Raw genomic sequence first — 26,334 nt, 5'->3', positions numbered from 1 at the left:
CAGAGGATGTCAGCTAAACGAACGCCACGGCAGGTTTCCTCCGTGGCGTTTTTCATGCTGTTTTCAAAGGCATCCGCACGATGAAACGCGCGCCGCCCTCGGGCGCTGGAGCGTCTTCGTAATGCACGCTGCCGTTATGCAGGATCATGATGTCGTGGACGATTGCGAGACCTAGTCCGGCGCCGCCTTCCACGCCGTGGCCATCGCCGCGGAAAAAGCGTTTGAACAGATCCGGCTGCTGTTCCAGCGGCACGCCCGGACCGTTGTCTTCCACCACGATTTCGCCCATCTTGCGGCCGGTTTCATCGACGGTCTGCGTCACCGTGACGGTTACACGCGCACCTTCGGCCCGCGACGTGGGTACGTATTTCAGTGCGTTATCGATGAGATTGGCGATCACCTCGCGCACTAGCACGAGATTGCCGCGCACGATCAGCGGATGTTCGTTGTCGGGGTCATCGAGACGCTGGAAGCCCAGGTCGACTCCGGCAGCAAGCGCGCGCGGCACCCATTCGGCGCCGGTTTCGAACGCAAGCGTGGCGTAATCGAAGTCAATGAAACGCGCGGCCTGTTCGCCCGGCTCGGCCCGAGCGAGCGAGAGCAGTTGATTCGACAAGCGCACAGCGCGATCCGCCGATGCCCGCAGCTCCCTGACGGCGTCCAGCACCTTCGCAGGGTCCTTGGCGGTCGCTGCCTGCTCGGCATGCAGCTTCACGGCGGTGAGCGGCGTACGCAGCTGGTGGGCGGCATCGGCAATAAATTTGCGCTGCCCGTCCAGCGCAGTTTTCAGGCGGTCGAGCAGGGCGTTCATCGCGCTCGTCAGCGGACGGATTTCGACAGGAACGAACGATTCGTCGACCGGTTCCAGCGACATGTGAGTCTGCCGGTTGAGGGTATCGGCGAGATCGGTCAGCGGGTTGAGCTGCTGGTTCACCACACGCCATACGATCACCCAGCCCGCCAGCAGGAGCAGCAGCAGCGGCATCATGATGGCGACCATGAACTCGACGGCTATCCTATAGCGGGAGCCCACGCGCTGCGCCACTTCCACGACGATCGGATTGCCGCGCGCCTGATCCACGCGCACCTGCGCCGCACGCACGCTCGTGCCCTGGAAGTACGTCTCGAAGATATAGGCGTAGTGGATCCGGCGCACGTTCGTGCCGGTCAGCGGGAGATCGGGTTCGCCCGCGATTTCGCTGTCGCCGTCGCTGATCCGGTAGATCAGTTGTTCGACGGGATCCGAGAACATCGCGCGGGCGAGCGGCGGCACCGTCACCGGTGCGTCGACGCCCGCTAGCTGGATTTGCTTGGAGATAGCCGTCGCGAGATCGGCGAGCGAGCGGTCGACCACGTGCTGCGTGTATTGCCACGCAAGCCAGTACGCCATCAATCCGCTCATTAACGCGAGCAGCGACAGCGGCGCGGCAAGGCGGCGCAACAGCGAACGCCGCAGGCTGGGCGGCACGCGCGCGGACGTGGTTGCCGAGCGCGCCAGATGCAGCCAGTCGGCGCGTTCGAAACGTTCGTCAGGCGTGCGCCGGGGAGGGAATCGCAAGGTACTGGTTATCGCTCGTCAGGCTGGTTGAGCCATCGACAAACCACTTACGCGGTGGCCTGCCGGATTTCCTGCAGCAAGTAGCCGAAGCCCCGCACCGTCACGATTTCCACGCGGCAGTTTTCGAGTTTCTTGCGAACCCGGTGCACGTAGACTTCAATGGCGGTGTCGCCCAGATCGCCGCCGAAGTGCGTCAGGTGATCCTGCAATTGCGCCTTGCTGACTACACGGCCGTGGCGCAGCAACAGCATTTCGAGGACGGCGAATTCACGCGGCGACAGTTCGAGCGGTTTTTCGTCGTTGAAAATGCGGCGATCGACGCCCGAGAGGCGCAAGCCGCCCAGCGATACTTCCGGACGCGGTACATCGCCATGCGGGCCGCTGCGGCGCATCACGGCGCGAATACGCGCTTCGAGTTCGGAGGGTTCAAACGGTTTGAGCATGTAGTCGTCGGCGCCGCTGTTCAGGCCCTGGACGCGGTCATGCAGTTCGTCGCGCGCGGTCAGGATAATCACTGGCGTATGACGATTGCCCTGGCGGAAACGTGACAACAGCGTCATGCCGTCGATACCCGGCAAGCCGAGATCGAGAATCACCAGTTCATGGCGATTTTGCGTGAGGGCTTGCTCCGCGAAAATGCCGTCGTGGACCATATCGACGGTAAAGCCGGCTTGTTCAAGGCTACTTTGAATGCCGCGCGCGATGGGGCGGTCGTCTTCGATCAGAAGGATTCGCATGGAAGTCGCTCTTATACGATGGGTTGGGCTCGATTGCGCGTCGCGGCCGCCAGCCGGAATTGCCTACCTTTCTTACCGCGGCGCCGTCCGAGTCATATCAGCAATCCTTTTACGCCAAACGCTGCACGCGCCTCGTTGTGCAGCGATTCTCCTGCGGCCGGACATGCCGGAATTCCCCAGTCCGCGGACACCACTCCGCGACCGGTTTCCAGCACGTCCGTTTGGTCCCCGTGGCGACAATTGCGGTCACTGCAAGAGACAAACGGACTGTCCAAACCGTGTGCGCTGCTGATTGTACAGTGTCGGTCTGTGCCGCCAATGGACTGGAGCCGTCAGAGCGCTGAGGGCGTAGTGAAAGCTTACGCCTGTATTAATAGTTTTCTTTCTCGTTGAAAGATTCCATTGTCTCAGACTTGCGAATACCTTTGTTTCTGCTTTCGAATAAGCGAGTTTTGTCCCCATGCGGCCCTTTCCAGCTCGCTTATTGCGGATTTTGAATGTCATCGTTTGTAATACGACTGTTACGCATTTGTCGCGGAAGTCAGGTTGGTAAGCAGATCTCACGCGGTTCAGGTGATGGAATCGATGAATTTTGCGAGCGCGATATCGCGTTCCGTCAGCCCTTTTGCGGTATGCGTCGAGAGCGTGATTTCCACCTTGTTGTACACATTCGACCATTCTGGATGGTGGTCCATTTCCTGCGCTTTTATTGCCACGCGGGTCATGAAACCGAATGCTTCGTTGAAATCGGCGAACTTGAAACTTCGGTGAATTGAACTGCCATCCGCGCTGAGCTGCCAGTGCTTTAACTCCGCGAGAAGTTTGGGCAGTTCTTCCGTTGTAAGCTTCTTGACCATGTTGGCTCTCCTTGCTCGATCGATGGTTTCAGGGCGTCTGCGCAACGCATGCGCTCAAGGGATCGGGGGATCACGCGGTAAGCTTGCGTCTTTCGGCTTTTCACGCAGGATATCCACATGGTCGACCTTGATCACTTCGATCTCGCGCTGCTCGACGTTCTTCAGCGCTTCGGCCGCGCAACGCATCAACAACTCGGCGAGGAAGTGCCGTTGTCGCCCTCGCAGATCGGTCGCCGCCTGCAACGCCTGGAGGCGACTGGCGTGATCGATGGTTACCGGGTTGTGCTGCGCCCCGAAAAACTCGGCCTCGGCGTGACCGCTTTCACGAGCCTCAAGCTGAAGCATCACGGCGATACCGTTATCGACCAGTTCCAGCAGCAGATCGAAGCCCTGCCCGAAGTGCTCGAATGCCATGCGACCGTTGGCGACGCCGATTATCTGCTGCGAATTGTTGCGCCGGATCTGAACGCGCTGTCAACGTTCGTCATGAAAAAGCTGATGCGAGTTCCCGGCGTAGACAGCGTGCGCTCCAATATTGTGCTGACCACATTCAAGCGCAACGGACCGCTACCGCTGGGACATCTCGCCGCCACTCCGCCAGATTCGCCTGATTAGGCTGGCGAGTTTAAGCCGGTTCAGTCAGCAAGTCGACGTACGCGACCGGCACGAGGTCGCTCGACGACACGCCAAGCTTGGCGAACAATTCCTCGGCTTCCTTTTCGCCGCCGGCTTCGTCGTCGTCCTGGCCAAGCAGCACTTCCAGTTCGATGAAATCGCCTAGTCCGTCCACGCGGTCCAGATGAATCCGCGTGCGCCCGACGATATACACGTGCCGCTCCTTATTCACAATTCCGCGCGTGTTCAGCGCCTGTGCGAGCAGCGCGTGGGTGGCTTCGGGGTTGGTTACCGGGCTGCGCGAGTAGTACGACACCTTCGGGCCGTCGCGGTCATCGCGTTGATAGAAAATCAGTTCGGCCGGCGTGTTGTCATCGAATTGACGCAGTTTCAGGCGGCCGTTCGGCACATCGTAGAAAAAATCCTGCTGGCGGTAGATCATCGGCGGTTCGCTGGCTAGCGCTGCCGCTTGCGCCAGAAGCTGGTCGAACTGATGCGCGCGAGCCTTGATTTCGATATTGCGTGCCATGTTTGGGATTTCCTGTTCACGTGGGCGCCAGATGCGCGACCCTCAGACTAACAAAATTTGATGACCGGGAGATTCATCGGCTTCCGGTCATGACGTTCAAAACGATGGTTCAGGCGACTATGTCGCCCATTGATCTTCGATCAGACGTAACGCCGCCGCGATGCTCGGCTCCTCGCGGCGCTCCGCCAACACGATGAACGAAAGCTGGGTAGGCACGGTGACGCCTTCCACAATAGTCAGCGCATGCGCATGCGCTTCGGCCAGCGCGATGGAATCGCGCACGAGCGTCAGGCCAACGCCCGACTTGACCAGATCGAGCATTGACGGCTCCTGGTCCACTTCTGCCACTTTGACTGGCTGGACCCCGTGGGCGTCGAAGATCCGCGTGAGCAGGCGGTTGTGCGCCGATTCCGGCGGCGTCCAGATCCAGGGCAGCCGGGCAAGCGCCACCCAGCCATTCGCCCCACCTTCCGAACGGTCCGGTCGGTTCACGCGCTCCTTCCAGCCCGCCGGCGCCAGCACGCGATACAGATACGGCTTCAATTGCACGACATGAAAGCGGTCCGGATCGCGGGGTTCATCGATTGCCGGATCGCCGATATAAAACCCCACATCGAGATCGCGCGACTTGATCCGCTCGAGCACCCAGCCTGACATGCCATGCCGCAACGCGGTTTCAATGCGCGGATACGTCTCCACAAGCGCCCGCAAGAAGCCGCCCAGACGCAGGAATTCGGGATCGAGGATCGTCCCGATGGTCAGGCGGCCGCTGACTTCGTGGCGAAGCGCGGCAGCCGCACGCTGGACCTCGCTCGCGGCCGTCAGCGCTCGCTCGGCGTGCGGCAGGAGGGCTTCACCGTCGCGCGTGAGGATCAAGCCGTGCGACGTCCGCGAAAACAACGCGACGCCCAGCGTCTCCTGCAGATTCTTGATCTGCAGGCTGACGGCGGGCTGCGACACGTGCAACAACACGGCCGCGCGCGTGAGATTGCCCTCGCGGGCGACGGTGACAAAAGCGCGGAGAAGAGTCAGGTCCATGCCTGATATTAGCGCAGCTTATAAAGCTGTTGAAGATATCTGATTGGATTGCTGCACTGCGTCCGCAGTATTTTGCCGATTGGGGATAAGTGAAGGCCGCTTGAAGCGGTTTGGGCAGGAGACACAGATGAAACAGGACGCGCGCAAGCTTGAGGGTGAATTTGATTACATCATTGTGGGCGCGGGAACGGCCGGATGCGTGCTTGCCAACCGGCTGACCGAAGATGCCGATGTGAGTGTGCTGCTGCTGGAGGCCGGCGGCAGGGATAACTATCACTGGATTCATGTACCGGTCGGGTACCTGTATTGCATTGGCAATCCGCGCACGGACTGGCTTTATAAAACGCAGGCTGAAGCTGGACTCGATGGGCGATCGCTTTCGTACCCGCGAGGTCGTGTGCTGGGCGGTTGCTCGTCGATCAACGGCATGATCTACATGCGCGGCCAGCGCGAGGATTACGACGACTGGGCGCGCATTACCGGCGATCGCGACTGGTCCTGGGATTCGGTGTTGCCGGTATTCAAGCGCAGTGAAGATCACCATGGCGGTGGGAATCAATGGCATGGCGCCGGCGGCGAATGGCGTGTCGAGAAACAGCGGCTGAAGTGGAAGGTGCTGGAAACATTCGCGCAGGCGGCTCAGGAGAGCGGTCTTCCCGCTACCGACGATTTCAATCGTGGCGACAATACGGGTGTTGGTTACTTCGATGTGAACCAGCGCAGCGGGATTCGGTGGAATGCATCGAAGGCATTTTTGCGCCCGGCGATGAAGCGGCCCAATCTCACCATCATCACGGGCGCTCATACTCAGCGGCTGGTGATGGAGGGCAAGCGTTGCGTGGGTGTGGAATATCGTGGTGGCGATACAGACTATCTTGCCAAGGCGCGATGCGAAGTGATTCTGAGTGCGGGCGCGGTGAATTCGCCGCAACTGCTGGAGTTATCCGGCATTGGGAACGGGGCGCGGCTGCAGCGGCTGGGTATTGACGTGGTGCAGGACCTGCAGGGTGTGGGCGAGAATTTGCAGGATCATCTACAACTTAGGATGGCTTACAAAGTGCGTGGCGTGCGGACGTTGAACACGTTGTCGGCGCATTGGTGGGGTAAGGCGTGGATCGGCTTGCAGTACATGTTGATGCGCAGCGGGCCCATGTCGATGGCGCCGTCGCAACTGGGGGCGTTCGCCAAGTCCAATCCAGATGATTCGACCATTACGCGGCCAGATGTCGAGTATCACGTGCAGCCGTTGTCACTTGACCGGTTTGGCGAGCCGTTGCATTCGTTCAATGCGTTCACGGCTTCGGTGTGTCCGTTGCGGCCCACGTCGCGCGGGAGTGTTCATATTGCGACGCCGGATGCGCGAGATGCGCCTTTGATTGCGCCTAATTATTTGTCGACTGATCGTGATCGTGAGGTTGCGGTCAATGCGTTGCGTTTGACGCGGCGGATTGTGAGCGCACCGGCGTTGGCGAAATATTCACCGGAGGAGATTTTGCCGGGACCGGCATTCCAGACGGACGCGGAACTAGCTATTGCGGCAGGTAAAGTTGGGACGACTATTTTTCATCCGGTGGGTACGTGCCGGATGGGAACGGATAACGATCCGGCTGCTGTTGTTGATGGACGTTTGCGCGTGATTGGGGTGAGCGGGTTGCGGGTGGTCGATGCATCGGTGATGCCGACTATCACCTCAGGCAACACGAACTCACCGACATTGATGATCGCTGAGCGGGCGAGCGAGATGATTCGCGCCGATCGACGGTTTTTGTTTTCTCTCGCACCGGTGAACGGAACGCCTGGCTGATTTCGCTCGCGGTGGTAATTGGTTCAGACTTCGGGATTAGCGAATGACTAGATCCGTCCCTCGGGTCTGTCGCTAATCCTGAAAAGCGGTAGCCCGACATGGACTTCGACCGCTAACCCGGGAACTGACAATCCGGGTCCGACCGCAGACCTTAGCCACGACCAACCGGCATAAACCCGACGATCACCCTAACAACCCGACCCCCAAACCCGTCCACCGGTGCGAACGAAATTCGATGCCATCCGGTGCGAACGAAAAACCAGCCTCAAAACTAAGTGCAAATCCCGATGATTGCGCTGCATCATTGGCGCGACAATAAGGCGTGCGCGCTTGTTGCACCGCAGGTCTGCATCACGATTGTGCAGCACGCAAGAAATGCAACAGCGGGGCGACAAAACCGCAACAGCAACAACGCGATCACCGAACACATACACCGCCAGCACAATCACGGGGCATGCGCCAAAAGCGCACCGAGCTGAAGCTGAAACAAAGGCTCAAACAAAGCACGGAAGGGGACATGATTCTCGGCGACACGATTCTGGAAACGCGCGGCCTGACAAAAGAGTTCAAAGGCTTCACCGCCGTCAACGGTGTGAACCTGCGCGTGCGTCGCGGCTCGATCCACGCATTGATCGGCCCCAACGGCGCGGGCAAAACCACCTGCTTCAACCTGCTCACCAAGTTCCTTGAACCTACCGCAGGACAAATCGTCTTCAACGGTATCGACATCACCGGCGAACGTCCCGCGCAAATCGCTCGTCGCGGTGTCATCCGTTCATTTCAGATTTCTGCTGTATTTCCGCATCTGACAGTGATGCAGAACGTGCGCATCGGTTTGCAACGCTCGCTCGGTACATCGTTCAAATTCTGGAAAAGCGAACGGGTCCTCAACGAACTCAATGACCGCGCAATGGATCTGCTTACCCAGGTCGGCCTGACCGATTTCGCCGATACCACTACGGTCGAACTTTCCTACGGCCGCAAACGCGCGCTCGAAATTGCCACCACGCTTTCGATGGAACCCGAACTCATGCTCCTCGATGAACCCACGCAAGGCATGGGTCACGAAGACGTCGACCGCGTGACGGCGCTGATCAAGAAAGTATCGGCGGGACGCACGATCCTGATGGTCGAACACAACATGAACGTGATCGCAGGCATCTCCGACACCATCACCGTCCTTCAACGCGGTGAAGTGCTGGCTGAAGGCAGCTATGCAGAGGTATCGAAGAACGCGCTGGTGATGGAAGCCTACATGGGCAGCGCCGACGCAGCCCTCTCCGGAGCGCACGCATGAGCACGATCGTGGAAGAACGCCGCGCGGAACAATTGCGTGAGGCATCGACTCAGGAGCCGGCGCTAGAGCTCGTTGGCGCGCAAGCCTGGTACGGTGAATCGCACATTCTTCATGGTGTGGATCTGACCGTGCATCGAGGCGAAGTGGTCACGCTGCTCGGACGCAACGGTGCAGGGCGCACGACTACGCTGCGCGCCATCATGGGCCTGACCGGCCGTCGCACGGGATCGATTCGTATCGGTGGACATGAAACCGTCGGCATGTCGACGCACAAGATCGCGCACTACGGTGTGGGGTATTGCCCGGAAGAGCGCGGCATCTTTTCAAGCCTCTCGTGCGAAGAGAACCTGCTTCTGCCGCCGCTTGTAGGTAACGCGAAAGACGCCATGTCGATCGACGAAATCTATTCGATGTTCCCTAATCTCAAGGAGCGCCGCAGCAGCCAGGGCACGCGCTTGTCGGGTGGAGAACAGCAAATGCTGGCCGTTGCGCGCATCTTGCGTACCGGCGCGAATCTGCTGCTGCTTGATGAAATTTCGGAAGGGCTTGCGCCTGTCATCGTCCAGACGCTCGCGCGAATGATCATGATGCTAAAGGCGCGTGGCTACACCATCGTGATGGTCGAACAAAATTTTCGTTTTGCAGCACCACTCGCCGATCGCTTTTATGTCATGGAGCACGGGAAGATCGTCGAGCATTTCAACTCCGGTGAACTCGAAACGAAAATGCCGGTCCTGCACGAACTGCTCGGGGTTTAGGACGTTAGATGCACGCTCAACGTGCGCTCAACGCAAGTTCAACGCATCAGCACGCGGCCAGCCGCAAGAACAACAACTCAACGGAGACTGTAATGAAGAAGAAGACCCTCGCGCGCCTGTCGGGCATCTGCCTCGCGGTTGCCGCAGCCACAGCCTCGCTGATGGCCGGCAACGTCCAGGCAGCGCCCGGCGACACGGTGAAGATCGGCTATATCACGGACTTATCAGGCCTGTATGCGGACATCGACGGCCCGGGCGGCCTCGAAGCCATCCGCATGGCAATTGCCGATTTCGGCGGCAAGGTGAACGGCAAGCCGATCGAACTCGTCTACGCGGATCACCAGAACAAGGCGGATATTGCGGCATCGCGGGCGCGTGAGTGGATCGATCGCGACGGCGTGAACGTGATCATCGGCGGCACGAATTCGGCGACTGCGCTCTCGACCAATCAGGTAGCCGGCGAAAAGCATATTCCGTACATCAACATTGGTGCAGGCGCGGACAACCTGACCAACGAGCAGTGCACGCCATACACCGTCCACTACGCATACGACACCATGGCGCTCGCCAAAGGCACGGGTTCCGCCGTGACGAAACAGGGCGGCAAGACGTGGTTCTTCCTGACCGCCGACTATGCGTTCGGCAAGGCGCTGGAAAAGAACACGTCGGACGTGGTGAAGGCGAACGGTGGCCAGGTCCTTGGCGCGGTGCGTCACCCATTGTCGGCGTCTGACTTCTCGTCGTTCCTGTTGCAGGCGCAATCGTCGAAAGCACAGGTGCTGGGTCTGGCGAACGCCGGCGGCGACACGATCAACTCGATCAAGGCCGCGAAAGAGTTCGGTATCACGAAGACGATGAAGGTCGCTGCGCTGCTGATCTTCCTGTCGGACATCCACAGTCTGGGTCTCGAAACCGCACAAGGTCTGGTCGCAACCGACAGCTGGTACTGGAACAAGGACGCGACAACACGCGCCTGGGCACAGCGTTATTTCGCGAAGATGAAGAAGATGCCGACGAGTCTTCATGCCGCCGATTACTCCGCTGTCACCACGTACTTGAAGGCGGTGCAAGCAGCCGGCACGACGGATAGCGACAAGGTGATGGACCAGTTGCACAAGATGAAGATCAACGACTTCTACGCGCAGAACGGCTACATCCGTGCAGACGGAAGCATGATCCACGACATGTACCTGATGCAAGTTAAGACGCCGGCGGAATCGAAGGAACCTTGGGACTACTACAAGATCACGGCGACCATCCCGGGCGACCAGGCTTTCGACACCAAGGCGGAGTCGCGCTGCGCGTTGTGGAAGTAAGCGGCCGGTTTATAGCGGCACTGCGGGTTCAGGTGTGACGCCTAGGGCGCTGAAGCTTACGCGCCGTTCGTGATCCGCATGATCGATCGACGCATGACGGCTTGCTCATCTTGAGCCAGGTTGGCATGCGTCGAAACTACTCTGACGGCAGATTCAATGGAAATTTTCGGCATTCCGCTCGCGGCGATGATGAGCCAGTTGCTGCTTGGGCTGGTGAACGGATCGTTCTACGCCATCTTGAGCCTTGGCCTTGCGGTGATTTTCGGCCTGCTCAACGTGATCAACTTCGCCCACGGCGCGTTGTTCATGCTGGGCGCGATGCTCACATGGATGGGTTTCTCGTATTTCAATGTGCCGTACTGGGCCATGCTCGTGCTCGCGCCGCTGATCGTGGGTGTGTTCGGCATCGTGATCGAACGGACGATGTTGCGCTGGCTCTACAAGCTCGACCATCTGTATGGCTTGCTGCTGACCTTCGGCTTGACGCTGGTTATTGAAGGCGTGTTCCGGTCTATCTATGGTTCATCCGGCCAGCCCTACGATGTCCCCGCACTGCTGTCCGGCGCGACGAATCTCGGCTTCATGTACCTGCCGAATTATCGTGCGTGGGTGGTGCTGGCATCGCTGGTTGTGTGCTTCGCGACGTGGTTCGTGATCGAGAAAACGCGGCTGGGTGCGTATCTTCGCGCGGGCACCGAGAACCCGAAAATGGTCGAGGCGTTTGGCATCAACGTGCCGTTGATGGTCACGCTCACCTACGGTTTTGGTGTCGCGCTCGCGGCGTTCGCCGGCGTGCTTGCCGCGCCCGTGATCCAGGTATCGCCGCTGATGGGGCAATCGATGATCATCACGGTTTTCGCGGTGGTCGTTATCGGCGGTATGGGGTCGATCATGGGCTCGATCCTGACCGGCCTCGGGCTTGGCGTGATTGAAGGCCTGACGCGCGTGTTCTATCCGGAAGCCTCGGCGACCGTCGTTTTCGTGATCATGGCGCTGGTGCTGCTCGTGCGCCCGGCGGGACTTTTCGGCAAGGAAAAATGATGGTTAGGAAAGTGCTCTACGGCGTGTTGCTTGCCGGCCTGATCGCGGCACCGTTCCTCGGCGTGTACCCGGTCTTCATGATGAAAGTGCTGTGTTTCGCGCTGTTGGCGGCCGCCTTCAATTTGTTGATCGGCTATACGGGCCTGCTTTCGTTCGGTCACGCGATGTTCCTCGCCAGCGCCGGTTATTCCGCCGGTTATGCAATCCAGACGCTTGGCTTTACACCTGAACTTGGTGTGATCGCTGGCACGGCAATCGCGACATTACTGGGTCTAGTGGTCGGCCTGTTTGCGATCCGGCGCCAAGGCATCTACTTCGCAATGGTCACGCTGGCGCTCGCCCAGATGGTTTATTTCGTATTCCTTCAGGCGCCGTTCACGCATGGCGAAGACGGGATGCAAGGCGTGCCGCGCGGCAAACTGTTTGGGGCGATCAGCCTCAGTTCCGACCTGACGCTCTACTACATCGTGCTTGTGGTGATGGTGCTGGCGTTTGGATTTATCGTGCGCGTGGTGCATTCGCCGTTCGGGCAAGTGCTGATCGCGATCAAGGAGAATGAGCCGCGCGCAATCTCGCTGGGTTATGACACGTCCCGCTTCAAGCTGTTGGCGTTCGTGTTGTCGGCGGGATTGGCGGGGCTGGCCGGCGCGCTTCAAACGCTGGTGCTCGGCTTCGAAACGCTGGGTGATGCGTATTGGACCATGTCCGGCCTGGTCGTGCTGATGACGCTGGTTGGCGGCATGAGCACCATGTTTGGGCCTCTGGTTGGCGCGTTCATCATTGTGGCGCTGGAAAATCGTCTCGGCGATATTGGCACCGCGCTGGCTTCGCTTACCGGCATCGATTGGTTCAACTCGCTTGGAGAGTCGGTGACAATCGTCACGGGCCTGATCTTTATTGCGTGCGTGCTGTTGTTCCGGCGCGGGATTGTGGGAGAAATCATTGCACGGGTCAAACCGTTGCGCGGCTGAAGCGACCCAAGCGGAAGCAACGCAATTTAGTTGGTGATCCGAACTATAGGGCGTTGCGAGCAATGGTTTTCCCGCAGTTAAGCGCCGCATTTAACTGCATCTGGATAAACTAGCGCCCAATAAAGGTGCTAACGTGCACCACTAGGGTAAATGCTAGGTTGTCGGTATTGGTTGCGCAATCTAATATCCGTTTCAGTTCTGTTGCACCCGAATTTTGAGGTGGAGAACGAGGAGACAACGAGGCATCAAGTGCCCGACCGAAAGCGCTGTTGGATGATTCCAACAGCGCTTTTTATTTGTACTCCGCATTCACGGATTTTCACATCCAAATCGATTTTTTCTGCCGGCATTAAAGGGCCAGACGCTGCCCCTAACGCCCGCGATTTACATTAATTTAATCATTTTCGTACGGGTTTTCCCGAGCATTTTTCAATGCGTGCCTGAGCGCGCATTCACGCGTTCAAATTCCTTCAAAACGCTTGCCCCGCGTGGTTCTCGTCCGCTACACTCGCGATTCACCGACCGTGTGGTCGGGATATAAAAATCGTAAAATCGCGCCAGTGAACAAAACACATTTACGGGGCATATCAATGAAGTTGGCTTTACGCTGGATCTCGACGGCGGTACTCGTCGCGAGCGTGTCCGCAGTAGTAAGTACGCAGGCTTTTGCAGACGTAAGGATTGGCGTGACGTTATCCGCCACTGGCCCGGCGGCATCGCTGGGAATTCCTGAAAAGAACACCATTGCGTTGCTGCCGAAGGAGATCGCCGGGCAGAAAATGGAATACATCGTTCTCGACGACGCGACCGACCCCACGCAAGCCATCAAGAACGCCCGCAAGCTGACGAGCGAAGATCACGTCGACGCCCTGATTGGATCCACGGTGGTCCCGAATTCGCTCGCGATGATCGATGTGGCGTCTGAGACCTCCACACCTATGATCTCGATGGCTGCGGCCGCCACGATCGTCGAACCGATGGATGCAAAACGCGCGTGGGTATTCAAGACGCCGCAGAACGACATCCTGATGGCGACTGCTATCGCGCAGCATATGGCGAATCATGGCGTGAAGTCGGTGGCGTTTATCGGTTTCAGCGACGCTTACGGCGAAAGCTGGTTCAAGGAATTCACCAAAGCGGCGGATCTCGCGAAGATCAAGGTGGTCGCTAACGAACGGTTCGCGCGCAACGATACATCGGTGACAGGCCAGGTTCTCAAAGCCATGTCGCAGAATCCCGATGCCGTGCTGATTGCTGGCGCAGGGACGCCAGCCGCGTTGCCGCAAAAGACGCTGAAAGAGCGGGGCTACAAGGGCAAGATTTATCAGACGCATGGCGTGGCGAACAACGACTTCCTGCGCGTGTGCGGCAAGGATTGTGAAGGCACGTTCCTTCCGGCCGGGCCGTTGCTGGTTGCCGCGCAGTTGCCCGATTCGAATCCCGTGAAGAAAGCCGCGTTGACTTATAAGCAGGCTTACGAAAATGCATACGGTGTGGGTTCCGTGTCCACGTTCGGCGGTCACGCGTGGGATGCCGGCTTGTTGCTGCAACGGGCGATTCCGATCGCTTTGAAGAAGGGCCAGCCGGGCACGCAGGCGTTTCGTGAAGCGTTGCGCGCGGCAATCGAGAGCACCAAGGATTTGCCGGGCTCGCACGGGATCTTCAACATGAGCGCGAACGATCACTCAGGACTCGATCAGCGGGCGCGCGTGATGGTGGAGATCGTCGGCGGGCAGTGGAAGCTCGCCAAAGAGTGACGGGAATCCAAACGACGATATGAACCGACCACAGGCGCGTTGCTTCGAACGCGCTTTTTTTTCGGGGTTTTATCGAGTGGATGTTTTCGATGGGCTCGGCAGCGCAGGCCGGATGGCTAACGCTGAGGGAAAACGAGCCTAGGCACAGGCAATGACCGAAAATAGATTGAGCGGCAGCTAAACCAAGACCGCACGACAAAGATTCATAACAACTCGCAGTAGCGTACAACGCGTGCGCGATGGCATAGCGTCTGGAGACGATGCAATGAAAAAGACCAACCCGTGGAAGTGGCAGGGACGGCTGACGAGCGCGGCGCTTGGCGTAGCGCTTGCCTTTGGCGCCGGCACGGCGTTCGCGCAGGTGAAGATCGGCGTGACGTTATCGGCAACGGGGCCGGCGGCATCGCTTGGGATTCCCGAGAAAAATACGATCGCGTTGTTGCCGAAGGAGATCGGCGGAAAGTCGGTGGAGTACATCGTGCTCGACGACGGTTCCGATACCAGCCGCGCAGTGCAAAACACGCGCAAGTTGATAGACGAAGATCACGTTGACGCTATCGTGGGTTCCACGGTCACGCCGAACTCGCTTGCCATGCTCGACCCCGCGAGCCAGGGCAAGACGCCGATGATCTCGATGGCCGCATCGGCTGCCATCATCTCGCCTATGGACGCTAAACGCTCATGGGCGTTCAAGACGCCACAGAACGACAGCCTGATGGCCGACGCGATTGCCGAGTATATGGAGAAGCATGGCGTGAAGACGGTTGGCTTCATCGGCTTTGCAGATGCTTACGGAGACGGCTGGTACAGCGTGTTCACCACCGCTGCGGCCGCGCACAACCTGAAGATTGTCGCGAACGAGCGTTTCGCCCGCACCGACACCTCGGTCACCGGTCAGGTGCTGAAGACCATGAGCGCCAACCCAGATGCGGTGTTGATCGCGGGTGCGGGCACGCCGTCCGCGCTGCCCGCCAAGACACTGAAGGAGCGCGGTTACAAGGGCAAGGTCTATCAGACGCACGGCGTGGCGAACAACGACTTCCTGCGCGTGTGCGGCAAGGATTGCGATGGTGAATTGCTGCCGGCGGGGCCGATCCTCGTGGCGGATCAATTGCCGGACAGCAACCCGGTGAAGAAGTCGTCACTGGCTTATAAGGCGGCCTATGAGAAGGCGTATGGCGTAGGGTCGGTATCCACGTTTGGCGGCCACGCGTGGGACGCCGGGCACATGCTGGAACGGGCCATTCCGGAAGCGCTCAAGACGGCTCAACCGGGCACCGAAGCGTTTCGTGTAGCACTGCGCAGCGCGCTGGAAAACGTGAAGGACCTGCCGCTCGCGCACGGCGTGATGAACACCACGCCGACAGATCACAACGGACTCGACAAGCGCGCTCGCGTGATGGTGCAGATTGTTGACGGCAAGTGGAAGTTGCAGAACGACTAGTGGTGACATGGACCGCTTGCGCGCCGGCAATTTGGCGCGTTAGCGTTTCAACGTTCAACGATCCGGGGTACCAATCATGGCCTGAGGCTGCGTTTTTCTCGCAGTACCAGGCCATATTTTCGATGGGCTGACCCGGTAGCCCCAGTAGCAGGACGTTCCTAAAGAGGAAGTATGGACTTATCGATTGCGGCGATTCTCGCGCAAGACGGCATCACGACGGGCGCGATCTACGCATTGCTTGCGCTCGCGCTGGTCCTCGTGTTTTCGGTGACGCGCGTCATCTTCATCCCGCAGGGCGAGTTCGTCGCGTATGGCGCGCTCACGCTGGCCGCGTTGCAAACGCAGAAGCTGCCGGCAACGTGCTGGCTGCTGATCGCCATGGGCATGGGGTGCTTCGTCGCGGAGACCGCGGGCATTGTGCGGCATCCATCGCGACACAGGCGGATAGGGCGCACGCTCGCCGTGCTCGCGGGCAAATACCTGCTGTTCCCGGTAGCAGTCTATGCGCTGACGCAAAGCGTGCTGATGCAACCGCTGCCCATGATCCTGCAAGTCGCGCTCGCGCTGCTGATCGTGATTCCGATGGGTCCGTTCGTCTACCGGTTGGCCTACGAGCCGATTGCCGAAGCCAGCACGTTGCTGCTGCTAATTGTGGCGGTTGCCGTGCATTTCGCGATGGTCGGCCTCGGCTTGGTGATGTTCGGCGCTGAAGGCTCGCGCACAAATGCTTTCTCCGACGCCACGTTCAACATCGGCAGCGTGTCCATATCCGGGCAGAGTCTCTGGGTAGTCGGCACGGCTGCGGTGCTGATTGTTGCGCTGTATTTGTACTTCGATCGAACGATCTCCGGGAAGGCGCTGCGGGCGACCTCGGTAAACCGGCTTGGCGCGCGCCTGGTGGGCATCGGCACGACGCAGGCTGGACGGCTTGCCTTCACGCTCGCGGCCGGCCTGGGGGCGCTCTGCGGCGTCCTGGTGGCGCCAATCACGACCATCTACTACGACTCGGGCTTCCTGATCGGCTTGAAGGGCTTCGTGGGTGCAATCGTGGGCGGGTTGGTGAGTTATCCGCTCGCGGCGGCGGGTTCACTGCTCGTTGGGCTGCTTGAATCGTATTCGTCGTTCTGGGCGAGCGCGTACAAAGAGGTGATCGTCTTCACGCTGATCATTCCGGTGCTGCTGTGGCGGAGTCTGGCAAGCCCGCATTCGGACGAAGACGAGGAGTGACGCGATGAAATTCGTGATGCGAAACAAGTTTTTCTGGGTATTCCTGCTGATCGTATTCGCGCTGCCGGTGCTGCCGCATCCGGTCCGCACGCCCGAGTACTGGATCACGCTGCTGAACTACATCGGTTTGTATTCCATTGTCGCGATCGGGCTCGTGCTGCTGACGGGTATTGGCGGGATGACGAGCTTCGGGCAAGCGGCGTTCGTCGGCGTGGGCGCTTACTCCACTGCGTACCTGACGACGCAGTTCGGTGTGTCGCCGTGGCTTGCATTGATCGTGGGTGTAGTGCTGACGGCGCTGATCGCGCTGCTGCTTGGGATGGTCACCATGCGACTCTCGGGGCACTTTCTGCCACTTGGGACAATCGCGTGGGGGCTGTCGCTGTTCTTCCTGTTTGGGAATCTGGAATTTCTCGGCAAATACGACGGCATCAACGGCATTCCGGTGCTTAACCTGTTCGGATGGCATCTCGAATCCGGGAGGTCAATCTATTACCTGATCTGGGTCGTTGTGCTGCTCGCGGTCATATCTGTTCAGAACCTGCTTAATAGTCGTCCTGGCCGGGCTATTCGTGCGCTGCGCGGCGGCGGCACGATGGCCGAAGCCATGGGCGTGAACACCGCGTGGATGCGCGTGGTGATTTTCGTCTATGCCGCCGTGCTGGCCGCCATTTCAGGTTTCCTGTACGCGCATTTGCAGCGCGCGGTGAATCCAACACCGTTCGGCTTGAATCACGGCATCGAGTTCCTGTTCATGGCGGTGGTCGGGGGCGTATCGCACGTCTGGGGTGCAGTGTTGGGCGCCACAATCCTCACCGTTCTGCAGGACTATCTGCAGACCTTGCTGCCCAAGTTGCTTGGCTCGAATGGCAATTTCGAGATCATCGTGTTTGGGATATTGATGGTGCTGCTGCTTCAATACGCTCGGCAAGGAGTCTGGCCGTTCGTCGCGCGGCTCTTTCCCAGCGGCCCGCGCGCCCGCGCTCCTGAGCACGCGGAAGCGCTGCCGCAACGCCCAAAGCCAATCGTCGGCGAGCCGTTGCTGGTCGTCGATAAAGCTCGCAAGGAGTTCGGCGGTCTGGTTGCCGTCAACGATGTCAGTTTCCAGGTGAAGGCTGGCGAGATCATCGGTTTGATCGGACCGAACGGCGCAGGGAAGTCGACGACATTCAACCTGGTCACCGGGGTGCTGCAAGCCACGAGCGGCTCGATCACTTTCCACGGCGAACGTATTGATGCAATGACTTCACGTGAAATCGTCAAACGCGGTATTGGGCGGACGTTCCAGCACGTGCGGCTGTTATCGGGAATGACGGTTCTGGAGAACGTTGCAATCGGCGCGCACTTACGCGGGAAAACGGGCGTCTGGCGTAGCGTCGCCCGCCTGAACGCAGCAGAAGAAGGGCGTTTGATGGCGGAGGCGGCGAGGCAGATCAAGCGCGTAGGCCTGGAAAAACATCTTTACGACGAAGCCGGCAGTCTGGCGCTGGGACAACAGCGGATTCTCGAGATTGCGCGTGCCTTGTGCTGCGATCCGACTTTGCTATTGCTGGATGAACCGGCCGCTGGTTTGCGCTATCAGGAGAAACAGCAACTGGCGGAGTTGCTGCGGCGCTTGAAGGGCGAGGGCATGAGCATCTTGCTGGTGGAGCATGACATGGATTTCGTGATGAATCTGACTGATCGGCTGGTGGTGATGGAATTCGGAACCCGGATCGCAGAGGGATTGCCCGAGGATGTCCAGAAAGATCCGGCGGTGCTGGAAGCTTATCTAGGTGGGGTGGACTGATGGCCGATGCAATTCTTCAAGTTAGTGGCTTGTCCGTTCGCTACGGCAAGGTAGAGGCGCTTCACGACGGGAAACTCACCGTTGGTGCGGGGCAAATCGTTTCGGTTATTGGACCGAACGGCGCCGGTAAATCCACTTTGCTCAACGCAATCATGGGCGCGTTGCCTTCCACGGGTCATGCGAAGGGAACGGTTCTGTATCGGAATGAAGATGTGTCGGCGCTCGCAATCGAAAAGCGTGTTTCACGTGGAATGTGTCTAGTGCCGGAGAAACGTGAGTTGTTTGCGAGCATGACCGTGGAGGACAACCTGGTTTTGGGTGCGTATCGGCGAAAGCGCGCGGGTGAGCGCAATTTCCTCGATCAACTCGATCATGTGTTCGACTTGTTCCCGCGTCTAAAAGAGCGGCGTAAGCAGGCGGCGGGGACGTTGTCGGGCGGTGAGCGGCAGATGCTCGCGGTTGGCCGTGCCCTGATGGGTAAGCCCGATTTGCTAATGCTAGATGAGCCTAGCCTTGGGCTGGCACCGCTAATCGTGAAGGAGATCTTCCATATCATCAGCGCGCTACGTCAGACGGGCGTTGCCACGTTGCTGATTGAGCAGAATGCACGCGCAGCGCTGCAGATATCCGACTACGGCTACGTGCTTGAAACGGGTGAATTCGCGATGGAAGGTGCTGCTAGCGACTTGGCCCACAACCCAAAGGTTATTGAGACGTACTTGGGTTTGGCGAAGAAAGTGGCATAACGCCTTTACTGCACGGCTAATGTCGATGGCGTGTTTCACGTGAAACACGCCATTTTTTACCTTAAGTGTTGGTAGCTGGTTTCCTCCTAACCCAAGGAGTATCAACACGACTTGGTGTCCGGCGAAAACGTCTCTCAAAAACCCCAACCTCAGCGAATCCCCACGGCATGTTTCACGTGGAACATGCCATTTTTTCGCGTTAGCCGTTTGGCCTGAATCGTCGCAAAAGCTAACCGGCTATAATTCTTCGATATCTCTTTCGAAGGTCCGCCACATCGCGCGGGAAACCATGCTTTATCCAACTGAATTCGATGTGATCGTCGTCGGTGGCGGTCACGCTGGAACTGAAGCCGCTTTAGCCTCGGCCCGAACCGGCGCGACCACGCTTTTGTTGACCCATAACATTGAAACGCTTGGCCAAATGAGCTGCAATCCCTCGATTGGCGGGATTGGAAAGGGCCATTTGGTTAAAGAAATCGATGCTTTAGGCGGTGCAATGGCCGCGGCAACTGACGAAGCGGGCATCCAGTTTCGGATTCTGAACTCATCAAAAGGGCCGGCTGTCCGTGCCACACGGGCGCAGGCGGATCGCGTCCTGTACAAGCAAGCGATTCGGCATCGGCTCGAAAATCAGCCCAATCTTTGGCTGTTCCAGCAGGCTGTGGACGATTTGATCGTCGAAGGCGACCGAGTTGTTGGTGCCGTGACCCAGGTTGGCGTGAAATTCCGCGCGAAAGCGGTCGTGTTGACGGCGGGTACCTTCCTCGACGGAAAGATTCACGTGGGTTTGAATAACTACACGGGCGGCAGGGCAGGTGATCCGGCTGCTGTGTCTTTGTCCGCACGGCTTAAGGAGCTTCAACTTCCGCAAGGTCGACTGAAGACGGGCACCCCGCCGCGGATTGATGGCCGCACCATCGACTATTCGAAGCTCGAAGAACAACCGGGCGATCTCGACCCGGTGCCAGTGTTCTCGTTCCTCGGTCGCGTTGAGCAACATCCGCGGCAAGTGCCGTGCTGGGTCACGCATACCAATGAGCGCACGCACGACATCATTCGGGCCGGCCTCGATCGTTCACCGATGTACACCGGCGTCATCGAAGGCGTTGGGCCACGCTATTGCCCGTCGATTGAAGACAAGATTCATCGGTTTGCGTCTAAGGATTCCCATCAGATTTTTCTGGAACCCGAAGGCCTGACGACGAACGAGTTCTATCCGAACGGTATTTCTACGAGCTTGCCATTCGATGTTCAGCTCGAATTGGTCCGTTCCATGAAGGGATTGGAGCACGCGCACATCCTGCGGCCCGGCTACGCGATCGAATACGACTACTTCGATCCCCGTGCGCTCAAGGCGTCGTTGGAAACGAAAGCGATTGGTGGTTTGTTCTTCGCAGGGCAAATCAATGGCACAACGGGCTATGAGGAGGCCGCTGCACAGGGTCTGCTTGCCGGTCTAAACGCGGCGCTGCAGGTCAGCGGCAAGGATACGTGGTGCCCTCGTCGTGATGAAGCCTATTTGGGTGTTCTGGTCGACGACCTGGTCACGCAGGGGGTTTCAGAGCCTTATCGGATGTTCACCAGCCGGGCGGAATATCGCTTGTCACTCCGCGAAGATAACGCAGATATGCGCTTGACCGAAGCGGGCAGGGCGCTGGGCGTTGTGGATGACACGCGTTGGAACGTGTTCAACGAAAAGCGTGACGCTGTTTCACGTGAAACACAGCGGCTGAAATCGACATGGGTTAACCCTAAAACGCTGCCCGCCGAAGAAGCCATCGCATTGTTAGGCAAGCCGATTGACCACGAATACAGTCTGGCTGAGTTGTTGCGCCGACCAAGCGTCAAGTATGCAGACGTTTGTGCGTTGCGGAATCACACATCTGGCCCGGAAACGCCATTGGCCCAAGACCCGATTTTGCTCGGCCAAATCGAAGAGCAGATCGAAATTGCGGTGAAGTATCAGGGCTACATTGACCGTCAAGCTGGCGAGATTGAGCGCAACGGAACGCACGAGAATACGCGCTTGCCGGAAGCGTTCGATTACGCAGAAGTGCGCGGACTGTCCTTCGAGGCTCGTCAAAAGCTGATCCAGCATCGGCCGGAGACGATTGGCCAAGCGTCACGTATTTCGGGCATTACGCCGGCGACCATTTCCTTACTCATGGTTCACCTCAAGCGGGCGATGGGGCGGCACGACGGCGCCACAGGTCAGGCGGTAGCGAAAAATAGCAGGTCCGGGCGTGGCAGCGCTCGCTCCGTCTCGTGATGCAGCGTGAATCCGGGGACGCCGGACTACAAACGGGGTTGCAAACCCTCCTAAACGAAGGAATCGAGCAACTCGGCATTGCCGTCACGAGCGCGCAGCGCCAGAAGTTGCTCGACTACGTGGCATTGCTGGGCAAGTGGAACGCGGTCTATAACCTGACCGCAATCCGCGATCCGCGCCAGATGCTGATCCAGCACATTCTTGATTCTCTCGCGATCATCCCGTTTATCACCCGCCGTAGCGGGCCACAGACGGCGCTCGATGTTGGGTCAGGCGGCGGTTTGCCGGGAATCGTCATGGCGATCGTTCTGCCCGACTGGCAAGTCACGGTGAACGACATTGTTCATAAGAAAACGGCGTTCCAATCCCAGGCAAAGTTGCAACTCGGATTGACCAACTTGTCGATCGTGACAGGACGTGTCGAGAATCTGCACCCAGGTGTGGAAGTCCCCGGTCTTTTCGATGTAATCGTCTCGCGTGCGTTCGCAGAGCTCTCTGACTTCGTTACACTGGCGCGTCATCTGGTTGCCGACAATGGTCGCATCTGGGCGATGAAAGGAATCAGGCCGGATGCGGAGATTGGTCGCCTTCCGGCCGACACGAAAGTCTGCTGTATTGAACGCCTTCGCGTGCCCATGCTCGACGCCGAGCGCCACCTGATCGAAATTGAAATCGGAGCGGCCCCACATTGAACACTGCAGTCGACATCTCACCCGCGCCTGAAATCCAGTCAGGAAAGAACGGACATATCACGATGGCAAAAATCTTCTGCGTCGCGAACCAGAAGGGCGGCGTCGGAAAGACGACGACAGCAGTCAACCTCGCGGCGAGTCTGGCGGCGCTCGACCAGCGTGTCTTGCTGATCGACCTGGACCCGCAGGGCAACGCCACCATGGGAAGTGGCGTCGACAAAGCCGCGGTTGAGAACACGGTGTACGACGTGCTGGTCAACGGGGTGACGGTGCAAGAAGCACGCACTCGTACGGACGCGGTTCGCTACGACGTTTTGCCAGCTAACCGCGAACTGGCGGGTGCTGAAGTAGAGCTGGTCGGCGTGGAAAACCGCGAACGCGTGCTGCGTAAGGCTTTGACTGAAGTCGAAGCCGACTACGATTTCATCCTCATCGATTGCCCGCCGGCTCTGTCGTTACTCACGCTGAACGGTTTGTGCGCCGCTCACGGCGTTGTGATCCCAATGCAGTGCGAGTATTTCGCGCTCGAAGGCCTGTCCGACCTCGTCAACACGATCAAGCAGGTCCACGCGAATCTCAACCGCGATCTGAAAGTGATCGGATTGTTGCGCGTCATGTTCGATCCGCGCATTACGTTGCAGCAACAGGTATCGGATCAATTGAAACAGCATTTCGGTGACAAGCTCTTCGACGTCGTCATTCCCCGCAACGTCCGTCTGGCGGAAGCGCCCAGCTACGGTTTGCCGGGAGTCGTGTTTGACCGGGCGTCGCGTGGCGCGCAGGCGTATATCCAGTTCGGTACGGAAATGATCGAGCGCGTGCGCGCGCTTTAACGGACATAGCGTCAAGATGGCAGAACGAGGAAGCAAGATGAACGCAACGATGAAGAAGAAGGGCCTTGGACGTGGCCTGGAAGCCCTGCTGGGCGGAAGCTCGGATATCACCGAGGCCGTGCGCAGCGAGGGCCTGCCGAGCGTTCTACGCCTCGAGTCGATGCAAGCCGGCAAATACCAGCCGCGTACGCGCATGGACGAAGGCGCGCTGCAGGAACTCGCGGCCAGCATCCGGGCGCAGGGTGTGATGCAGCCGATTCTCGTGCGTTCGATTGGCGATGACCGGTACGAGATCATTGCCGGGGAGCGGCGCTTCCGGGCGGCGAAACTCGCAGGTCTGGAAGAAGTGCCGGTGCTTGTGAAAAACGTGCCCGATCAGGCCGCTGCGGCCATGGCGCTGATCGAAAACATCCAGCGCGAAGATTTGAATCCGCTGGAAGAGGCGCAGGGTATCCAGCGTTTGCTCGATGAATTCGATTTCACGCACGAGCAAGCGGCTGAATCGGTCGGACGGTCACGTAGCGCAGTATCGAATTTGTTGCGCCTGCTGAACCTGGCTACGCCGGTTCAAACCATGCTGCTCGCAGGCGATCTCGACATGGGCCATGCCCGTGCGCTGCTCGCCGTCGATGCCGCCACGCAGATCCAGTTGGCTAACCAGGTGGTCAACAAGCGCATGTCGGTGCGTGAGACGGAGAAGCTGGTTTCATCGACGACCAAAGAAGCGCCCGCTACGAAAGCGCGCGCCGCGAACGATGGCGGCCGCGACACGCGCCGGCTGGAAGAGGAGTTGTCCGACCTGCTGTCGGCGAACGTGAAGATCAAGATGGGCGGGCGAGGGCGCGGCAAGTTGCAGATCGACTTCGGCGATCTCGATGCGCTCGAAGGCATTTTGGGGCGTCTGCGCACCGGCGCCGTCAATGGCAAATCGGAAATGACGGACAACGCATCCGCAGTGCAGGCGTAAGCCGCGATGCAGTCGCCCGCGCATGCGAAGCCCGCTCAGCCGAACCTGCTGTCCAAAGCGTGGGCGCTTGTCACAAAAGAACCCGTGCTGGCGATCCTGCTGGTCGCGCTCATCGCGCTGCAAGTCCTGTCTCCCAAGCCGTGGGCGTCACTACCCGCGTTGATCGACTGGCAGACCGTGTTGACCCTTGCCGGCTTGCTGATGTTGACCAAGGCGGTGGAGCTGTCGGGCTTCCTCATGTGGATGGCGCATCGCGTTGTGCACCGGATTCACGGTGAACGCGGACTGGCGTTTCTGCTGATCGGCCTTGCCGCAGTGCTCTCGACCTTGCTTACCAACGACGTAGCACTGTTCGCCGTCGTACCTCTGACCCTGTCGCTGCACAAACTCGCTCCGCTTCCCATCAAGCGGCTCGTGATCTTCATCGCGATCGCGGTGAATGCCGGGTCGATCCTGACGCCGCTTGGCAACCCTCAAAACCTGTTTCTCTGGCAGACAAGCGGCGTGTCGTTTGTCCGGTTCGTGTGGGCGTTGCTGCCATTGTGCGCGGCGCTCATGGCGATGCTTTACGTGCTGGCCGCAGTGATGTTCCACAACAAGCCGCTAGACCTTTCCGGCGATACCGAAGCGCATTCCGTCGATATCCCGCTCTGCACGGTAGCGGGCATTGCCTTCGTGGCGTTCGTGGTTCTCGCCGACGCCCATTACGCCGGCATAGGCCTGGCCGCCGTCGCCGTGGGTTTCCTCTTGTGGCGACGTCAGGTCGTGCTGAAGATCGACTGGTTGCTGCTGCTGATCTTCGTGCTGATGTTCATCGTGCTGCGCAGCGTAGCCGCGTTGCCGTGGGTGCATCATGCAATATCAAGCCTTGGCCTCGATTCGCCACTCAAGGCGTATGCGGCCGGCGCCGTGTTGTCCCAGGGAATCAGCAACGTGCCGGCCGCGATCATGCTTGCCGAATTTTCGAAAGACTGGCGAGCGCTGGCGTTTGGCGTGAGCGTAGGTGGATTCGGTATTGCGATTGGTTCGCTTGCCAATCTGATTGCCGTTCGGCTTTCGGGTGAACGCGGCATGTGGGGTCCGTTTCACCTCATCTCTATTCCATTCTGGATAGTCGCAGGGGCGATTGGAGCGTGGCTCGTTTAATCAGACAAAAATCACGCGACGCACGCAATACGGTTTATGTCCTGCTGAAAAACGACGTGAAACCACTACACATCCGGCGGTAATCAAACTCGTTGTCCGTACAAGCGAAATCTCCTTTCGGAGACGTATTTTTAAGGCTCGTCGGCTTGTTTTTTGATGGCCCTAAGCTATTGAATCTGTGACAACAATCGCTTACAATCCCCCGGATTTATCAGCTTGGCGACTCCGAAAGCGCAACGTAAGTATATGGCTGAATCAGCTATGAACGGACGGCAAATACGCAGGCTGTAACTGACTTTAGTGAGATGTGTGATGGCGGTGCGAGAGCAGAATCGAGCGCCGGAAGGCGGGCAAGACGGGCGCGATTCACGCCCTGCCGCCAATTTGACCGGACACAAGACGTCCGGTTCAACGCCCACCACCACTTCTTCTGGTCAGTCGCGCCACGCGTCGGATCATCCGTTCGACGATTCGTGGGACGCCGAAGCACAAGATAACAAGACTGTTCCGCTTACGCGGACAGAGGCGGAGACGCTGTTTGGTCCCGGAGTGAGTCGTCCATCGCGTGTCACGCCGTTCAAGGTCGTGGCGGCGCAAATGGTTTTGTCCCTGTGTGCGACGTTGGCATGGTGGCTGTTCTACAGTCCGCCGGGCGCTGCTGCGCTGTCCGCGTTCCTCGGGGGAGCGATTTGCTGGGTGCCAAGCGGATTGTTCGCAGCACGTCTGAAAGCGAAGAGCGGCGCTCAAACCGTCGCAAGCTGGGTGATCGGCGAAGCAATCAAGATGGGCGCGACCATCGCCATGTTCGTGGCGATCGCGTACGGTTTCAAAGGCGTGCTGTGGGTGCCGTTGCTGGTGACGTACCTCATCGCGTTGAAGACGTACTGGATCGCGATGGCTTGGAAGTAAGGCGCGCCAAGCAGCCTGCCTGCCAGGTTTTACG

23 protein-coding genes are annotated in these 26,334 nt (G+C 58.9%); 18 read left to right on the top strand and 5 right to left on the bottom strand.

The window, feature by feature from the left end:
- Nucleotides 1–52: 52 nt before the first annotated feature.
- The 3 genes from SBC1_RS17745 to SBC1_RS17735 form a co-directional block, all read right to left on the bottom strand.
- Nucleotides 53–1,498: a sensor histidine kinase gene (locus tag SBC1_RS17745; protein ID WP_241202128.1), complete on the bottom strand. Its 1,446-nt coding sequence runs from the start codon at nt 1,496–1,498 to the stop codon at nt 53–55.
- A 107-nt stretch (nt 1,499–1,605) separates the two neighbouring features.
- The gene (locus SBC1_RS17740) at nt 1,606–2,295 is read right to left on the bottom strand and encodes a response regulator transcription factor (RefSeq protein ID WP_165092961.1); all 690 of its coding nucleotides are present in this window, start codon (nt 2,293–2,295) and stop codon (nt 1,606–1,608) included.
- Between the two features lie 569 nt (nt 2,296–2,864).
- Nucleotides 2,865–3,152: a 4a-hydroxytetrahydrobiopterin dehydratase gene (locus tag SBC1_RS17735; RefSeq protein ID WP_165988724.1), complete on the bottom strand. Its 288-nt coding sequence runs from the start codon at nt 3,150–3,152 to the stop codon at nt 2,865–2,867.
- A 117-nt stretch (nt 3,153–3,269) separates the two neighbouring features.
- On the opposite strand from SBC1_RS17735, the gene SBC1_RS17730 reads away from it, so the two are divergent.
- Nucleotides 3,270–3,767 carry an Lrp/AsnC family transcriptional regulator gene (locus SBC1_RS17730; protein ID WP_165092959.1) on the top strand — a complete coding sequence of 166 codons (498 nt, stop codon included), beginning with the start codon at nt 3,270–3,272 and terminating at the stop codon, nt 3,765–3,767.
- Nucleotides 3,768–3,777: 10 nt separating this feature from the next.
- Here the strand turns inward: SBC1_RS17730 and SBC1_RS17725 are convergent, their stop codons facing one another.
- Both SBC1_RS17725 and SBC1_RS17720 read right to left on the bottom strand, forming a co-directional pair.
- Nucleotides 3,778–4,296 (bottom strand): class IV adenylate cyclase, encoded by a 519-nt coding sequence (locus SBC1_RS17725; protein ID WP_165092958.1) that lies wholly within the window; start codon nt 4,294–4,296, stop codon nt 3,778–3,780.
- 117 nt (nt 4,297–4,413) lie between these two features.
- Nucleotides 4,414–5,334, bottom strand: coding sequence for a LysR family transcriptional regulator (locus SBC1_RS17720; RefSeq protein ID WP_165092957.1), 921 nt, complete (start codon nt 5,332–5,334; stop codon nt 4,414–4,416).
- A 127-nt stretch (nt 5,335–5,461) separates the two neighbouring features.
- Here SBC1_RS17720 and SBC1_RS17715 point away from each other — a divergent pair, with 127 nt between their 5' ends.
- The 17 genes from SBC1_RS17715 (at nt 5,462) to SBC1_RS17635 (ending at nt 26,300) form a co-directional block, all read left to right on the top strand.
- The gene (locus SBC1_RS17715) at nt 5,462–7,138 is read left to right on the top strand and encodes a GMC family oxidoreductase (protein WP_165988722.1); all 1,677 of its coding nucleotides are present in this window, start codon (nt 5,462–5,464) and stop codon (nt 7,136–7,138) included.
- Nucleotides 7,139–7,655: 517 nt separating this feature from the next.
- Nucleotides 7,656–8,435: an ABC transporter ATP-binding protein gene (locus SBC1_RS17710; protein ID WP_165092955.1), complete on the top strand. Its 780-nt coding sequence runs from the start codon at nt 7,656–7,658 to the stop codon at nt 8,433–8,435.
- Nucleotides 8,432–9,193, top strand: coding sequence for an ABC transporter ATP-binding protein (locus SBC1_RS17705; RefSeq protein WP_165092954.1), 762 nt, complete (start codon nt 8,432–8,434; stop codon nt 9,191–9,193). Before SBC1_RS17710 ends, SBC1_RS17705 begins: the two co-directional genes overlap by 4 nt.
- A gap of 92 nt (nt 9,194–9,285) precedes the next feature.
- A complete protein-coding gene (locus SBC1_RS17700; RefSeq protein ID WP_165092953.1) occupies nt 9,286–10,509 on the top strand; it encodes an ABC transporter substrate-binding protein in 1,224 nt (407 codons plus the stop codon).
- A gap of 156 nt (nt 10,510–10,665) precedes the next feature.
- The gene (locus tag SBC1_RS17695; RefSeq protein WP_165092952.1) at nt 10,666–11,550 is read left to right on the top strand and encodes a branched-chain amino acid ABC transporter permease; all 885 of its coding nucleotides are present in this window, start codon (nt 10,666–10,668) and stop codon (nt 11,548–11,550) included.
- On the top strand, nt 11,550–12,521 hold the full coding sequence (locus SBC1_RS17690; RefSeq protein ID WP_165093491.1) for a branched-chain amino acid ABC transporter permease: 972 nt from the start codon (nt 11,550–11,552) through the stop codon (nt 12,519–12,521). The genes SBC1_RS17695 and SBC1_RS17690 overlap by 1 nt, the downstream gene beginning before the upstream one ends.
- Before the next feature lie 590 nt (nt 12,522–13,111).
- Nucleotides 13,112–14,278 (top strand): ABC transporter substrate-binding protein, encoded by a 1,167-nt coding sequence (locus SBC1_RS17685; RefSeq protein WP_165092951.1) that lies wholly within the window; start codon nt 13,112–13,114, stop codon nt 14,276–14,278.
- A gap of 265 nt (nt 14,279–14,543) precedes the next feature.
- The gene (locus SBC1_RS17680) at nt 14,544–15,722 is read left to right on the top strand and encodes an ABC transporter substrate-binding protein (protein ID WP_165988720.1); all 1,179 of its coding nucleotides are present in this window, start codon (nt 14,544–14,546) and stop codon (nt 15,720–15,722) included.
- A gap of 171 nt (nt 15,723–15,893) precedes the next feature.
- Nucleotides 15,894–16,949 carry a branched-chain amino acid ABC transporter permease gene (locus tag SBC1_RS17675; RefSeq protein WP_165092949.1) on the top strand — a complete coding sequence of 352 codons (1,056 nt, stop codon included), beginning with the start codon at nt 15,894–15,896 and terminating at the stop codon, nt 16,947–16,949.
- Nucleotides 16,950–16,953: 4 nt separating this feature from the next.
- A complete protein-coding gene (locus tag SBC1_RS17670) occupies nt 16,954–18,738 on the top strand; it encodes an ATP-binding cassette domain-containing protein (protein WP_165988718.1) in 1,785 nt (594 codons plus the stop codon).
- A complete protein-coding gene (locus tag SBC1_RS17665; protein ID WP_165092947.1) occupies nt 18,738–19,484 on the top strand; it encodes an ABC transporter ATP-binding protein in 747 nt (248 codons plus the stop codon). Before SBC1_RS17670 ends, SBC1_RS17665 begins: the two co-directional genes overlap by 1 nt.
- A 289-nt stretch (nt 19,485–19,773) precedes the next feature.
- A complete protein-coding gene (gene mnmG, locus SBC1_RS17660) occupies nt 19,774–21,753 on the top strand; it encodes a tRNA uridine-5-carboxymethylaminomethyl(34) synthesis enzyme MnmG (RefSeq protein WP_165988716.1) in 1,980 nt (659 codons plus the stop codon).
- Nucleotides 21,753–22,445 carry a 16S rRNA (guanine(527)-N(7))-methyltransferase RsmG gene (gene rsmG, locus SBC1_RS17655; RefSeq protein WP_165092945.1) on the top strand — a complete coding sequence of 231 codons (693 nt, stop codon included), beginning with the start codon at nt 21,753–21,755 and terminating at the stop codon, nt 22,443–22,445. The genes mnmG and rsmG overlap by 1 nt, the downstream gene beginning before the upstream one ends.
- Nucleotides 22,446–22,507: 62 nt before the next feature.
- Complete coding sequence (locus SBC1_RS17650; RefSeq protein WP_165092944.1) at nt 22,508–23,278, top strand: ParA family protein; 771 nt, start codon at nt 22,508–22,510, stop codon at nt 23,276–23,278.
- A gap of 37 nt (nt 23,279–23,315) precedes the next feature.
- Entirely contained in the window at nt 23,316–24,245 is a 930-nt protein-coding gene (locus tag SBC1_RS17645; RefSeq protein ID WP_165092943.1) for a ParB/RepB/Spo0J family partition protein, read from the top strand.
- Between the two features lie 6 nt (nt 24,246–24,251).
- On the top strand, nt 24,252–25,391 hold the full coding sequence (locus SBC1_RS17640; RefSeq protein ID WP_165092942.1) for an SLC13 family permease: 1,140 nt from the start codon (nt 24,252–24,254) through the stop codon (nt 25,389–25,391).
- A 312-nt stretch (nt 25,392–25,703) separates the two neighbouring features.
- Complete coding sequence (locus SBC1_RS17635; RefSeq protein ID WP_165092941.1) at nt 25,704–26,300, top strand: ATP synthase subunit I; 597 nt, start codon at nt 25,704–25,706, stop codon at nt 26,298–26,300.
- The last annotated feature ends 34 nt before the right edge of the window (nt 26,301–26,334 follow it).

Origin of the sequence: Caballeronia sp. SBC1 (assembly GCF_011493005.1) — a bacterium.
GTDB lineage: Bacteria > Pseudomonadota > Gammaproteobacteria > Burkholderiales > Burkholderiaceae > Caballeronia.
This window is presented reverse-complemented; position numbering and strand designations above follow the sequence as displayed.

Excerpts from the sequence above, each read along its gene's own strand:
- SBC1_RS17740 (WP_165092961.1), bottom strand. The coding sequence starts at position 2,295 with ATGCGAATCCTTCTGATCGAAGACGACCGCCCCATCGCGCGCGGCATT.
- SBC1_RS17735 (WP_165988724.1), bottom strand. The coding sequence starts at position 3,152 with ATGGTCAAGAAGCTTACAACGGAAGAACTGCCCAAACTTCTCGCGGAG.
- SBC1_RS17730 (WP_165092959.1), top strand. The coding sequence starts at position 3,270 with ATGGTCGACCTTGATCACTTCGATCTCGCGCTGCTCGACGTTCTTCAG.
- SBC1_RS17725 (WP_165092958.1), bottom strand. The coding sequence starts at position 4,296 with ATGGCACGCAATATCGAAATCAAGGCTCGCGCGCATCAGTTCGACCAG.
- SBC1_RS17720 (WP_165092957.1), bottom strand. The coding sequence starts at position 5,334 with ATGGACCTGACTCTTCTCCGCGCTTTTGTCACCGTCGCCCGCGAGGGC.
- SBC1_RS17715 (WP_165988722.1), top strand. The coding sequence starts at position 5,462 with ATGAAACAGGACGCGCGCAAGCTTGAGGGTGAATTTGATTACATCATT.
- SBC1_RS17710 (WP_165092955.1), top strand. The coding sequence starts at position 7,656 with ATGATTCTCGGCGACACGATTCTGGAAACGCGCGGCCTGACAAAAGAG.
- SBC1_RS17705 (WP_165092954.1), top strand. The coding sequence starts at position 8,432 with ATGAGCACGATCGTGGAAGAACGCCGCGCGGAACAATTGCGTGAGGCA.
- SBC1_RS17700 (WP_165092953.1), top strand. The coding sequence starts at position 9,286 with ATGAAGAAGAAGACCCTCGCGCGCCTGTCGGGCATCTGCCTCGCGGTT.
- SBC1_RS17695 (WP_165092952.1), top strand. The coding sequence starts at position 10,666 with ATGGAAATTTTCGGCATTCCGCTCGCGGCGATGATGAGCCAGTTGCTG.
- SBC1_RS17690 (WP_165093491.1), top strand. The coding sequence starts at position 11,550 with ATGGTTAGGAAAGTGCTCTACGGCGTGTTGCTTGCCGGCCTGATCGCG.
- SBC1_RS17685 (WP_165092951.1), top strand. The coding sequence starts at position 13,112 with ATGAAGTTGGCTTTACGCTGGATCTCGACGGCGGTACTCGTCGCGAGC.
- SBC1_RS17680 (WP_165988720.1), top strand. The coding sequence starts at position 14,544 with ATGAAAAAGACCAACCCGTGGAAGTGGCAGGGACGGCTGACGAGCGCG.
- SBC1_RS17675 (WP_165092949.1), top strand. The coding sequence starts at position 15,894 with ATGGACTTATCGATTGCGGCGATTCTCGCGCAAGACGGCATCACGACG.
- SBC1_RS17670 (WP_165988718.1), top strand. The coding sequence starts at position 16,954 with ATGAAATTCGTGATGCGAAACAAGTTTTTCTGGGTATTCCTGCTGATC.
- SBC1_RS17665 (WP_165092947.1), top strand. The coding sequence starts at position 18,738 with ATGGCCGATGCAATTCTTCAAGTTAGTGGCTTGTCCGTTCGCTACGGC.
- mnmG (WP_165988716.1), top strand. The coding sequence starts at position 19,774 with ATGCTTTATCCAACTGAATTCGATGTGATCGTCGTCGGTGGCGGTCAC.
- rsmG (WP_165092945.1), top strand. The coding sequence starts at position 21,753 with ATGCAGCGTGAATCCGGGGACGCCGGACTACAAACGGGGTTGCAAACC.
- SBC1_RS17650 (WP_165092944.1), top strand. The coding sequence starts at position 22,508 with ATGGCAAAAATCTTCTGCGTCGCGAACCAGAAGGGCGGCGTCGGAAAG.
- SBC1_RS17645 (WP_165092943.1), top strand. The coding sequence starts at position 23,316 with ATGAACGCAACGATGAAGAAGAAGGGCCTTGGACGTGGCCTGGAAGCC.
- SBC1_RS17640 (WP_165092942.1), top strand. The coding sequence starts at position 24,252 with ATGCAGTCGCCCGCGCATGCGAAGCCCGCTCAGCCGAACCTGCTGTCC.
- SBC1_RS17635 (WP_165092941.1), top strand. The coding sequence starts at position 25,704 with ATGGCGGTGCGAGAGCAGAATCGAGCGCCGGAAGGCGGGCAAGACGGG.